Annotated in this window: 10 protein-coding genes; 4 read left to right on the top strand and 6 right to left on the bottom strand. The window is 75.6% G+C overall.

Going from position 1 to position 11,741, the window contains the following annotated elements; genetic code table 11:
- Positions 1–182: 182 nt before the first annotated feature.
- Positions 183–767: a hypothetical protein gene (locus ACI79A_RS07090; protein WP_457081411.1), complete on the bottom strand. Its 585-nt coding sequence runs from the start codon at positions 765–767 to the stop codon at positions 183–185.
- 207 nt (positions 768–974) lie between these two features.
- Between ACI79A_RS07090 and ACI79A_RS07085 the strand changes: the two genes are divergently transcribed.
- On the top strand, positions 975–2,657 hold the full coding sequence (locus ACI79A_RS07085; RefSeq protein ID WP_457081409.1) for a long-chain-fatty-acid--CoA ligase: 1,683 nt from the start codon (positions 975–977) through the stop codon (positions 2,655–2,657).
- A gap of 25 nt (positions 2,658–2,682) precedes the next feature.
- Here ACI79A_RS07085 and ACI79A_RS07080 read toward each other — a convergent pair whose 3' ends face one another.
- From ACI79A_RS07080 to ACI79A_RS07070, 3 genes are read right to left on the bottom strand one after another with little or no spacing between them, the layout of a single operon-like run.
- Positions 2,683–3,912: an MFS transporter gene (locus tag ACI79A_RS07080; protein WP_457081407.1), complete on the bottom strand. Its 1,230-nt coding sequence runs from the start codon at positions 3,910–3,912 to the stop codon at positions 2,683–2,685.
- Positions 3,909–4,496 (bottom strand): TetR/AcrR family transcriptional regulator, encoded by a 588-nt coding sequence (locus tag ACI79A_RS07075; RefSeq protein ID WP_457081405.1) that lies wholly within the window; start codon positions 4,494–4,496, stop codon positions 3,909–3,911. The genes ACI79A_RS07080 and ACI79A_RS07075 overlap by 4 nt, the downstream gene beginning before the upstream one ends.
- Complete coding sequence (locus tag ACI79A_RS07070; RefSeq protein WP_457081403.1) at positions 4,493–5,059, bottom strand: sugar O-acetyltransferase; 567 nt, start codon at positions 5,057–5,059, stop codon at positions 4,493–4,495. Before ACI79A_RS07070 ends, ACI79A_RS07075 begins: the two co-directional genes overlap by 4 nt.
- A gap of 74 nt (positions 5,060–5,133) precedes the next feature.
- Here ACI79A_RS07070 and ACI79A_RS07065 point away from each other — a divergent pair, with 74 nt between their 5' ends.
- The 3 genes from ACI79A_RS07065 (at position 5,134) to ACI79A_RS07055 (ending at position 8,460) form a co-directional block, all read left to right on the top strand.
- Positions 5,134–5,985: an alpha/beta fold hydrolase gene (locus tag ACI79A_RS07065; protein ID WP_457081401.1), complete on the top strand. Its 852-nt coding sequence runs from the start codon at positions 5,134–5,136 to the stop codon at positions 5,983–5,985.
- Positions 5,982–6,764: an alpha/beta hydrolase gene (locus ACI79A_RS07060; protein ID WP_457081399.1), complete on the top strand. Its 783-nt coding sequence runs from the start codon at positions 5,982–5,984 to the stop codon at positions 6,762–6,764. Before ACI79A_RS07065 ends, ACI79A_RS07060 begins: the two co-directional genes overlap by 4 nt.
- A 109-nt stretch (positions 6,765–6,873) precedes the next feature.
- Positions 6,874–8,460 carry a DUF222 domain-containing protein gene (locus tag ACI79A_RS07055; RefSeq protein WP_457081397.1) on the top strand — a complete coding sequence of 529 codons (1,587 nt, stop codon included), beginning with the start codon at positions 6,874–6,876 and terminating at the stop codon, positions 8,458–8,460.
- 229 nt (positions 8,461–8,689) lie between these two features.
- Here the strand turns inward: ACI79A_RS07055 and nirD are convergent, their stop codons facing one another.
- Both nirD and nirB read right to left on the bottom strand, forming a co-directional pair.
- Positions 8,690–9,073, bottom strand: coding sequence for a nitrite reductase small subunit NirD (nirD, locus tag ACI79A_RS07050; protein ID WP_457081395.1), 384 nt, complete (start codon positions 9,071–9,073; stop codon positions 8,690–8,692).
- The gene (nirB, locus tag ACI79A_RS07045) at positions 9,070–11,685 is read right to left on the bottom strand and encodes a nitrite reductase large subunit NirB (protein WP_457081393.1); all 2,616 of its coding nucleotides are present in this window, start codon (positions 11,683–11,685) and stop codon (positions 9,070–9,072) included. The genes nirD and nirB overlap by 4 nt, the downstream gene beginning before the upstream one ends.
- Between the last annotated feature and the right edge of the window lie 56 nt (positions 11,686–11,741).

Raw genomic sequence — 11,741 nt, 5'->3', positions numbered from 1 at the left:
CCCCCCCCCCCCCCCCCCCCCCCCCCCCCCCCCCCCCCCCCCCCCCCCCCCCCCCCCCCCCCCCCCCCCCCCCCCCCCCCCCCCCCCCCCCCCCCCCCCCCCCCCCCCCCCCCCCCCCCCCCCCCCCTCGGCGCCGGCGTACCCCGACCCGGCCGGCCCGCTGAGCCCGGCGGGCCGGCCGGTCAGACCGGCGTGCCGCCGTCCCGGTGGTGCCGGGGGGCCGGCGCGCCCTGATCGAGCCAGCGCGCGGTGGTCTCCGGCTCCCGCCGCAGCAGCTCGTCCAGCAGCGCCGCGCGGAGCTCGGCGAGCTCCGCCCGGGTGCCCGGCGACACCGGGCGGCGCAGCTGGTCCCCGCTGGCCGACCAGGTGGCGAACAGCTGCTCGGTGGTCAGCTGGTCCACCGGGCAGGGCAGCGGCTCCCGCGGCGCGGGGGCCGGGCCGGTGTCGAGTTCGGCGAGCCACCCGGCGGCCGTCACGGCGCAGAGCACCAGCAGCAGCGGCACGACCAGCACACCCGCGCTGCCCAGCAGACCGATCCCGGTGGCGAACGGCAGCAGCAGCACCCCGATGCCGGCGGCGCAGATCGCCCGGCGGCGGGCCGCCGGGGACGCCGGGAACCCCGGGTCGGCCAGGCCGATCGTCACGCCGACGGCAGCGCCGGACAGCAGCCCGACGAGCAGGAGGGACGGCACGGACGTCGCGGTGGCGCCCAGCAGGGCGGTGCCCACGTACAGCGCGGGCGCGGCCAGCCGGCTGGCCCGGGTCACCCCGCGCCAGAGTCGGGCCGACGGTCGGGGTGAGGGGGTCGGCATCGCGGGCCTCCTGGAATCGGCGGGGAGGTGGTGCTCGAGGTGTGCTCGGGCACACACCCGGCGGCACATCCACCGGCCGATCGTCACGAGATCTCCACGTTGTCCACCCGGAGTGACCGGTCCCCCGGGCGGCCCGCGCGCCCCGCGTGGTTCGCTGTCGGGGTGACCGCCGAACCGGTGCCGCACTGGACCCGCAGCTACGCCCCCGGAGTGCCCGCCCGGGTGGAGGTGCCCGAGCAGACCGTGGGCGACCTGCTGGCGGAGGCCGCGGCGCGCTTCCCCGACCGCACCGCCCTGGACTTCTCCGGGGGCGCCACCACGTACGCGCAGCTCGCCGACCAGGTGGCGCGCGTCGCCGAGGCGCTGCGCCGGCTCGGCGTCGGCCCCGGTGACCGGGTCGCGCTGGTGCTGCCCAACTGCCCGCAGCACGTCGTCGCCTTCTACGCGGCGCTGCGGCTGGGCGCGGTCGTGGTGGAGCACAACCCGCTCTACACCGCCGACGAGCTGCACACCCAGTTCCGCGACCACGGCGCCACCGTCGCCGTGGTCTGGGACAAGGTGGCCCCGCTGGTCCAGGGGCTGGAGCTCCCCGGCCGGTGCACCGTCGTCGCGGTCGACCTGACCCGGGCGCTGCCGTGGACCAAGCGACTGGCGCTGCGCCTGCCGGTGCCGAAGGCGCGCGCCACCCGGTCGGCGATCACCGGCCCGGCGCCCGGTGCGCTCGGCTGGGAGCACCTGGTCGCCGAGGCGCCGCCGCTGGACCCCGCCCACCCGGGGCCGGCGCACGCCGACGTCGCGCTGCTGCAGTACACCGGCGGCACCACCGGCACCCCGAAGGGCGCGGTGCTCACCCACCGCAACCTGCTGGCCAACGTCACCCAGTCCGTCGCCTGGGTGCCGGGGCTGCGGGAGGGCGAGGAGGTCTTCTACGGCGTCCTGCCGCTGTTCCACGCCTACGGGATGCTGCTGGGCCTGGTGGCCGCCGTCCGGCTCGGGGCGACGCTGGTGCTCTTCCCGCGGTTCGACGTCGACCAGGTGCTCGCTGCGGCCCGCCGGCTGCCGCCGACGTTCCTGCCGGCCGTGCCGCCGGTCTACGACCGGCTGGCCACCGCTGCCGCCGAGCGCGGCGCGGACCTCTCCAGCACCCGGTTCGCGCTCTCCGGCGCCATGCCGCTGCCGGCTGCCACGGCGCAGCGGTGGGAGGAGGTGACCGGTGGGCTGGTCGTGGAGGGCTACGGCATGACCGAGACCTCGCCGATCGTGCTGGGCAACCCGGTGGGCCCGACCCGCCGGCCGGGCACTGTCGGGCTGCCCTTCCCGTCGACCGAGATGCGGATCGTCGACCCGGAGGACCCGGCCGTGGAGCGGTCGCCGGGGGAGCGGGGCGAGCTGCTGGTGCGCGGGCCGCAGGTGTTCGCCGGTTACTGGAACCGGCCGGAGGAGACCGCCGAGGTGCTGCTGCCCGGTGGCTGGCTGCGCACCGGCGACATCGTGGTGGCAGACGACGACGGCTTCGTCACCGTGGTCGACCGGATCAAGGAGCTGGTCATCACCGGCGGGTTCAACGTGCACCCCTCGGAGGTCGAGGAGGTGCTCAAGGCGGTGCCGGGGATCCGGGACGCCGCCGTGGTCGGCCTGCCCGGCCCCGACGGCGGCGAGGAGGTCGTGGCCGCCGTCGTGCTCGACGACCCCGACCTGGACCTCGACGCGGTGCGCGCCCGCGCCCGGGAGCAGCTGTCCGGCTACAAGGTGCCGCGGCGCCTGGTCCCGGTCGAGGACCTGCCCCGCTCGCAGATCGGCAAGGTGCTGCGCCGCCGGGTGCGCGACCAGCTGCTCGAGGGCTGACCGTCGTCGGGTGCGGGACCGCTGCTCACCGCTCGGACGGCTCCGTCTCGAGCTCCGGCTCGGCCGCGGGTTCCCGCAGCGCGCCGGCGATCGCGGTCGCGACGGCGAGCAGCACCGCGACCACGGTCAGCGCACGCAGCACCGACAGCTCGTGCCCCAGGAAGCCGATCAGCGGCGGGCCGGCCAGGAACGCGCAGTAGCCGATCGAGGCGACGACGCTGACCCGGGTCGCGGCGTGCGCCGGGTCGTCGGCGGCGGCGCTCATGCCGACCGGGAAGCCCAGCGAGGTGCCCGCCCCCCAGAGCAGCGCCCCGGCGAAGGCGGCGGCGGGGTTCGGGCCGAAGACGAACAGCAGCAGCCCGGCCACGGCCAGCCCGGCGAGCGCCCGCACCAGCGGCACCCGGCCGAACCGGTCCAGCAGCGGCGGGCCCACCCAGCGGGCCGCGGTCATCGCGGTGAGGAACAGCGCGAAGCCCAGCGTGCCCAGCGCCGGGCTGAGGCCGTAGCCGTCGATCAGCGCGATGCTGATCCAGTCGTTCGCCGTCCCCTCGGCGAAGGCGAAGGCGAGCACGAACAGCCCGATCAGCAGGGTGCGCGGCTCGCGCCACCGGGCGAGCACCCCGCCCTCGGCGGCCGGCCGTGCGCCGGCGGGGGTGTCCTCGACGTCGGCGACGAAGCCGCGGACCGCCGCGGGCACCACGGCGGCGACCACGGCGGCGACGCCGAGCAGGTGCACGGTGACCGACACGTCCAGCGCGACCATCGCCGCCCCACCCAGCGCGCCGACCACCGTGCCCAGGCTGAAGCCGGCGTGGAAGCGGCTCATCACCGCCTGGCCCAGGTGCCGTTCCACCACCGCACCCTGCACGTTCATGCCGACGTCCCAGGCGCCGTTCGCGAAGCCCATGAGGAACAGCCCCAGCACCAGGGGGAGCACGCCGACCAGCGGTGCCACGGCGACGACCACCAGCGCGACGGTGAGCAGCCCGGCCATCAGCGTCACGGTGCGCCGCGAGCCCAGCCGGGCGATCACCGGCCCGGACAGCGGCAGGGCGATCACCGACCCCGCGGCGATCGCGAGCAGCACCAGCCCGAGCGCGGCGGGGTCGAGGTCGAGCCGGGTGCGGACCTGCGGGATGCGGGCGGCCCAACTGGCGAAGGCGAAACCCGCGCCGATGAAGGCGAGGTAGGTCGCGCGGGTGGCGGTGCGCACCTGCGCGGGCGACGGGCCCGACGCGTCGGCGGCGGTGGTCATGCGTGCTCCTCGGGGGCGGGGTTCGACCGCACGACGCGGGCGACGATCTCGGTGGTCTGGGCGCGGTCGACCGGGGTGGTGGCCAGCACCTTGTGCATGACCAGCCCCTCGATCAGGGCGTCGACGCCGCGCGCGGTGACCGGGTCGACGAAGCGCTCCAGCACGCTGCGGCTGCGGCGCATCCAGGACTCGGTGACCGCGCGCAGCGACGGGTCGCGCAGCGCGGCCAGGTAGAGCTCGTAGGCCACCGCCCAGTCCCGGTCGTCGGCGCCGGCGTCGCCGTGCACCAGGTCGGTGACCGCCGCGACGACGTCGGCGGTGCTGCGCACCTGGTCGAAGTGCGCCTCGTAGACGACCGCCATCCGCTCGGCGTGCCGGGCGAACGCCTGGGCGATCACGTCGTCGAGGCCGGTGAAGTGGTAGGTCAGCGATCCCAGGGGCACGTCGGCGGCGGCGGCGATGAGCCGGTGCGTGGTGGACGCGACACCGTGCTCGGCGATGACGTCGAGGGCGGCGTCGACGATCCGGTCGGCGCGCTGCGGGTCGTGCCGGCGTGCCGGGCGCCCCTCCGCCTCCGCGCTCACCTGATCTCGCGGGCGACCCGGGCGGGGTTGCCGACCGCGACCACGTTCGCCGCCAGGTCCCGGGTGACCACGGCGCCGGCGCCCACCACGGTGTTCTCCCCGATGGTCACCCCCGGGCAGACGATGACGCCGCCGCCGAGCCAGACGTTGTCCGCGATGACGATGGGTGCCGAGCCCTCCCACTTGTCGCGGCGGGGGCCGGGCTCGACCGGGTGGGTGGCGGTGAGCAGCTGGACGTTCGGCCCGATCTGCACGTCGTCGCCGATGGTCACGCGGGCGACGTCGAGGACGACCAGGCCGAAGTTGGCGAAGGTGCGCGCCCCGACCGAGATGCGGTGGCCGTAGTCGCAGCGGAACGGCGGGCGCAGCTCGCTGCCGGGGCCGAACGCGGCCAGCAGCTGCTCGAGCACCTCGCGGCGGGCGGCGCCGTCGGTGGGGTCCATCGTGTTGTACCGGTGGGTGAGCTGCTGGGCGCGGGTGCTCTCGGCGGCCAGCTCCGGGTCGTCGGCGATGTAGAGGTCACCAGCGAGCATCCGCTCGCGCATGGTGCGCGCGTCGTCCATATGTACAAACGTACACACCGCCTTGTGATCCGGATCGGGGTGTCGCCCGGAGCCCGCTGGGCACCGGACCCGGCATGAGCGGAACGGACATCGGCCAGCTGCCCACCGGGGAGACCCGGCTCGTCGACGTCGGCCGGCTGCGCCTCAACGTCTGGACGGCGGGGGAGTCCGGGCCACCCGTCCTGCTGGTGCACGGCATCCCCACGAACCACCGGTTGTGGGAGGACGTCGTCCCGTCGGTCGCCGCCCGGGCGCGGGTGTTCGCCGTCGACATGCTCGGCTACGGCGAGTCGGTGGCCCCGGACGGGCACCCGGTGGACCTGGCCACCCAGGCGTCGCTGCTGCTGGGGCTGCTCGACGCCCTGGAGCTGGACCGGGTGGTCGTCGTCGGGCACGACCTGGGCGGCGGCGTGGCCCAGATCCTCACCACCATCGCGCCCGACCGGGTCGCCGGGCTGGGCGTCGTCGACGGCGTGAGCTACGACGGGTGGCCGGTGCCGCTGGTGCGCGCGATGAAGGCCGCCTGGCCGCTGGTGCGGCAGCTGCCGCCCCCGGCCGTGGCCGCAGCGCTGCGCCCGGCGCTGCGGACGTTGTTCGCCGACCAGGACCGCGCCGGGGTGTTCATCGACCGCTTCGTGGCCCCATGGGCGCGCCCCGGTGGCCCGCGGCTGCTGGCCCGGCACCTGCGGTCGCTGGACTCGGTCTACACCCAGACGGTGGCGCCCTTCCTGCCGCGGCTCACCGTGCCCGCCGAGGTGGTGTGGGGCCGGCTGGACCACCAGATGAAGCCCCGCTACGGGCAGCGGCTGGCCGACGACCTGCCCGACGCCCGGCTCACCTGGGTGGACGGCGCGAGCCACTTCGTGCCCGCCGACCGTCCCGACGTCGTCGCCGAGGCCGTCGGACGGCTGCTCGACCGCGCATGAGCCGCAGCCCGGGCGAGGTCTCCCGCAGGCAGGTGCTCGCCCTGGCCGGTGGGCTCGTGCTCGCCGGCTGCGGTGGGCAGGTGGTCACCTCGCGGGGCGGCGGCGGTGGGGACGACGACGCGGCGACCCTGACCGCGCGGCCGGGGGAGCCGTCGGCCGGCCCGGCGTCGGACGGCACCCGCCCGCTGGGCCTGGAGCGAGACCGCGACGCGCTGCTGCACGTGCCACCCGAGCTGGACCCGCAGCGGCCGGCACCGCTGGTGGTCTCGCTGCACGGCGCGGGCGGCGACGCCGCGGGCGGCATCGGCCTGCTCCAGGGGCTGGCCGACGAGCGCGGCCTGGTGCTGCTGGCCCCGGCCTCGCGCGGCTCCACCTGGGACGCAGTCCGTGGCGGGTACGGGGCCGACGTCGCCGTCATCGACCGGGCCCTGGGCGAGGTCTTCTCGCTGCTGCCCGTCGATCCCGAGCGGGTCGCGGTCGCCGGGTTCTCCGACGGCGCCAGCTACGCGCTCGGGCTGGGCCTGGCCAACGGGGAGCTGTTCGGCCACGTCCTCGCCTTCTCGCCCGGTTTCGTACCGAGCGGTCCCCGCTCCGGGCAGCCGGCGGTGTTCGTCTCGCACGGCACCGCCGACGAGGTGCTCCCGATCGCCCGGACCAGCCGGGACCTCGTCCCGGACCTGCGGGACGACGGGTACGACGTCACCTACCGGGAGTTCGACGGACCGCACACGGTGCCCCCGGACATCGCGCGGGAGGCGGTCGACTGGCTCGGCTGGTGACCGGACTGGCCGTTGTTCGCTCCCGAGCCTGGTGTGCATCGGCTCAGCCACGAGGCTGCCGCTCTGATCTGCCGGCGAAACTGTCGTACTTCGTACGTATGTTCGGGTCATGTCGCGGAGGTCGGGGTCGAGCACGATCGAGGGGCTGGTCGTCGACTGGGTGCTCGATCACCCGGTCGAGCCTTCGCGGTTGCCCGCTCCCTGGCTGACCGATGACGAGCTGGCCGACGAGCTGCAGCGGGTGCAGCAGCGCCGCGCCCGGGACGCCGCCTACGAGGCGGAGCTGATCCTGGCGCTGGCCGGGCAGCGGCCGGCCTCGGATGATCCGGCGCCGGATCACCCGGGTGCGCGGCGGGCAGGCTGGACTCGGCAGCCGGCCGAGGGTGAGATCAGTGAGTTCTTCACCGCGGAGCTGGCCACGGTGCTCAACGTCGGCCGCCCCACTGCCGCGAACCGGCTCACGCGGGCGTTGACCTGGCAGCGGAAGCTCCCGGCGACCTTCGCCGCGCTCAAGGCCGGGACGCTGGACGAGCGCCGCGTGCAGCAGCTGGCCGACGCGCTGCAGCACACCAACGCCGACGTCGCCGCCCGCGTCGAGGAGCAGCTCCTCGGGGAGGCGACCGACCTGTCGGTCACCGGGCTGGGGAAGCGCGCCACCGAGCTGATGCTGCGCTTCGACGCCGCCGCCGACGAGGCCCGGGGCGAGGCGGAGAAGACCGCCGACGTGCACCTGTACCCGTCATCGTCGGATGGACGGTCGGTGCTGGCCGCGGACCTGCCCGCCGACGAGGCCGCCGAGTGCCATGACCTGCTCGACCAGCTCGCGCGGATGCTCGAGGCCGACGGGGACGACCGGCCCATCGGCCAGCTGCGCACCCAGGTGCTGTCGGCCCTGATCCGCCGGCCCGCCGACCACGGCCTCCCGGCCGTGGCGGCGAACCTGACCGTCACCGCGGCGCTGGCGGCGTTGGAGGGCGGCAGCACCGAGCCAGGTGAGGTGAACGGACTGCCGATCACCGCCGCCCACCTGCGCGACCTGCTCACCCGAGTCGGCGCCCTCGGCCTGACCGCCCCCGACGGCGGCACGCTCACCTTCGCGGTCACCGGTCCGGACGGGGAGCTGCTGGCCACGCTCACCCCCGCCGAACTCACCCGGCTGGCCAGACGCGGCTGCCCGAAGCACCCCGACCCCGGGGAGGCCGGCCGCGATGGCGATGGCGAGGGCGATGGCGAGGGCGATGGCGATGGCGATGGCGATGGCGATGGCAGCGCACCGTGCTCCTGCCCGCTGCTGGGTCCGCCACCACCCACCGACCGGTACCGGCCGACCGAGCGGCAGCGGGTGTTCGTCACCACCCGCGACCGGCGTTGCCGGTTCCCCAACTGCGGCCAACGCGTGGGCTGGGCCGACCTCGACCACGTGATCACCCACGCCTGCGGCGGGGCCACCGACTGCACCAACCTCTGCTGCCTGTGCCGCTCCCACCACCGGCTCAAGACCCACGCCTCCGGCTGGCAGTTCCGGATGACCCCCGACGGCACGTTGCAGGTGACCACCCCGAGCGGGGTCGCCCGCACCACCCGACCACCGGGCCTCCGACCACCGGAACCCGAGCCGCCATCAACCGGGTCGGTCACCGGACCACCACCGGCGGAACCCGGACCCCCACTGGCCCAGGATCCGCCGCCCTTCTGAGTCGACACCTGGAGACGTCGCCGTGCCGACATGCCGATCTGATGACGTGCAAGCACGTCGTGGTGACGGCACGTCTCCCCGTCGACATGTCTCCCCGTGGACATGTCTCCCCGTGGACATGTCTCCCCGTCGACACAAGGGGGGCGGGGAGGCTTTGGACGGGGCTGGGGGCTCGGACCGCGTGGGGATGCGTTGGACGGGCACGCGGGCGGTGCAGCCGGCGGGTGGCTCAGGCGACGGCGACCTCGACGAGGTCCTCCCGCCGCCGCACCGGGTAGACCGGGACGGACACCGCAGGGTCGTCCAGGCACTGCCCGGTGCGCAGGTCGAACACCTGCTTGTACATCGGCGAGGCGACCGTCGGGGCGTCGCTGCGGGTGCCCACGAGGCCGCGGGCCAGCACGTGCGCGCCGCTGAACGGATCCCGGTGGCCGATCGCGTGCAGGCTGCCGTCGAACAGCCGGAAGACGGCCACCTGCACACCGTCGACCAGGGCCGCGACCCCGCGCTCGGGGAGCAGGTCGTCGAACGCGCAAACGGTCGTCCAGCCGGTCGCAGTCGCAGTCGCAGTGGCGGTCGTGGCCGCAACGGGACGCTCGAGGCTCGCGGTCATCGGGAGAACACCTCCAGGCGGGGGCCGGCGACGAGCACGGCACCGGGTCGGTCGGCATCGGCACGGTCGGCATCGGTCACCGGCCGCGGCTGCCCGCGCTCGACCACGTAGGCCAGCGACGGGTCGGGGGAGTCGGGTGCGTTGACGAACGCGGCGAACCGGCGCAGCTTCTCCGGGTCCTCCAGCGTCGCCCGCCACTCGTCGGTGTATCCGTCCACGTGCGCGGCCATCGCGGCGTCGAGGTCGGCGGCGATCCCGAGGGAGTCCTCCAGCACCACGGCGCGCACGTGCTCCAGCCCGCCCTCGATCTCCTCCAGCCAGGGCGCGGTGCGCTGCAGCCGGTCGGCGGTGCGCACGTAGTAGACGAGGAACCGGTCGATGGTGCGCACCAGCGTCTCGGTGTCCAGGTCCTCGGCCAGCAGCTGCGCGTGCCGCGGGGTGAACCCGCCGTTGCCGCCGACGTAGACGTTCCACCCCTTGTCGGTGGCGATCACCCCGACGTCCTTGCCGCGCGCCTCCGCGCACTCCCGGGCGCACCCCGAGACACCGAGCTTGATCTTGTGCGGGGACCGCAGGCCTCGGTACCGCAGCTCCAGGGCGACCGCGAGCCCGACGGAGTCCTGCACGCCGTAGCGGCACCAGGTCGAGCCCACGCAGGACTTCACCGTGCGCAGCGACTTGCCGTAGGCGTGACCGGACTCGAAGCCGGCGTCCACCAGCCGCTGCCAGATCGCCGGCAGCAGCTCCATCCGCGCACCGAACAGGTCGATCCGCTGCCCGCCGGTGATCTTCGTGTACAGCCCGAAGTCCCGGGCCACCTCGCCGATCGCGATCAGCCCCTCCGGCGTGATCTCCCCGCCGGGCACCCGCGGCACCACCGAGTACGTGCCGTCCTTCTGGATGTTGGCCATCACGTGGTCGTTGGTGTCCTGCAGCGCCGCCCGCTCGCCGTCCAGCACGTGCCGGCCGTCCAGGCTGGCCAGGATCGAGGCGACCACCGGCCGGCAGATGTCGCACCCGCGGCCGCGGCCGTGCCGCTCGACCAGCTCGCTGAAGCTCGCGATCCCGGTGACCCGCACGATGTCGAACAGCTGCGCGCGGCTCACGTCGAAGTGCTCGCACAACGCGGAGCTGACGGTGACGCCGGCGGCCTCGAGCTCGGTGGTCACCAGCTTCTTCACCAGCGGCAGGCACGAGCCGCAGCTGGTGCCCGCCTTCGTGCACGCCTTCACCCCGCCCAGGTCGGTGCAGCCCTCGCAGCGCACGGCGTCCCGGATCGTGCCTGCGGTGACGTTGTTGCAGGAGCAGACCGCGGCGTCGTCGGGCAGCTCGGCCGAGGCCGGACCGCCCTCGGCGCCCTCGGGCAGCAGCCAGGCCGCCGGGTCGCCGCCCAGCTCGCGGCCGACCATCGGGCGCAGCCCGGCGTAGGCGGTGGCGTCGCCGACCAGGATGCCGCCGAGCAGCGTGCGGGCGTCGTCGGAGAGCACCAGCTTCTTGTAGACCCCGGCGACCGGGTCGCCGTAGACGACCGACAGCGCCCCGGGCGTGGTGCCGAACGCGTCGCCGAAGCTGGCGACGTCGACCCCGAGCAGCTTCAGCTTGGTCGAGAGGTCGGCGCCCGGGAACTCCGCGGCACCGCCGAGCAGCCGGTCGGCGACCACCTCGGCCATCGTGTAGCCCGGCGCCACCAGGCCGTAGGTGCGTCCGTCGACCGCGGCGACCTCACCGATGGCGTACACCGTCGGGTCCTCGGAGCGGCAGCTGGCGTCGACCAGCACGCCACCGCGGGGGCCCACCGGCAGCCCGGCGGCGCGGGCCAGCTCGTCGCGGGGGCGGACGCCGGCGGCGAACACCACGACGTCGACGTCCAGCTGCTCGAGCCCGGTGGCCGAGCCCTCCGCGGCGTGCATCCGGCCGACCCGGCCGTCGCGCCCCGCGGTGAGCTTCGCCGTCGCGGTGCCGGCGTGGATCCGCACGCCGAGCGCGCCGACCAGCCGGGCCAGCGCCTCGCCGCCGCCGTCGTCGACCTGCAGCGGCATCAGCCGGGGCGCGAACTCGACCACGGAGGTCTCGACGCCGAGCGCGGTGAGCGCGCCGGCGGCCTCCAGGCCGAGCAGCCCGCCGCCGACGACGGCGCCGGTGACCGGGCGGGGCAGCTCCCGCTGCCGGTCGGTCACGTACTGCCGCAGCGCGGCGACGTCGTCGATGGTCCTGTAGACGAAGCAGCCGGTGAGGTCGCGCCCCTCCACCGGGGGCACGAAGGGGGAGGAGCCGGTGGCCAGCACCAGCGCGTCGTAGGGCAGCTCCCGGCCCGAGGCGGTGGTGACCCGCTGCGCCGCGCGGTCCACGGCGGTGACCTGCTCGCCGCGGCGCAGGGTGACCCCCGGCGTCTCCCACAGCTCCGGCTGGCCCAGGGAGAGGTCCTCGGGGTCCCGGCCGGAGAAGTAGGAGGTCAGCGCCACCCGGTCGTAGGGAGCGCGGGGCTCCTCGGCGAGCACGGTCACCTGCCAGCCGCCGTCGGCGACCCCGCCCCGGTCGACCAGCGCCTCCACCAGCCGGTGGGCGACCATGCCGCCGCCGATGACGACCAGCTGCCTGGGGGAGTGAGGCATGGGGCGGGTGCTCCTTCGCGGCGGTGCGGGCGCCCGACGGGCGCCTCGGGGTGCCT

It is taken from the genome of Modestobacter sp. SYSU DS0657 (assembly GCF_054050925.1).
This window is presented reverse-complemented; position numbering and strand designations above follow the sequence as displayed.

Coding starts and splice junctions, on each gene's coding strand:
- ACI79A_RS07070 (WP_457081403.1), bottom strand. CDS start 5,059: ATGGACGACGCGCGCACCATGCGCGAGCGGATGCTCGCTGGTGACCTC.
- ACI79A_RS07080 (WP_457081407.1), bottom strand. CDS start 3,912: ATGACCACCGCCGCCGACGCGTCGGGCCCGTCGCCCGCGCAGGTGCGC.
- ACI79A_RS07065 (WP_457081401.1), top strand. CDS start 5,134: ATGAGCGGAACGGACATCGGCCAGCTGCCCACCGGGGAGACCCGGCTC.
- ACI79A_RS07060 (WP_457081399.1), top strand. CDS start 5,982: ATGAGCCGCAGCCCGGGCGAGGTCTCCCGCAGGCAGGTGCTCGCCCTG.
- nirD (WP_457081395.1), bottom strand. CDS start 9,073: ATGACCGCGAGCCTCGAGCGTCCCGTTGCGGCCACGACCGCCACTGCG.
- nirB (WP_457081393.1), bottom strand. CDS start 11,685: ATGCCTCACTCCCCCAGGCAGCTGGTCGTCATCGGCGGCGGCATGGTC.
- ACI79A_RS07055 (WP_457081397.1), top strand. CDS start 6,874: ATGTCGCGGAGGTCGGGGTCGAGCACGATCGAGGGGCTGGTCGTCGAC.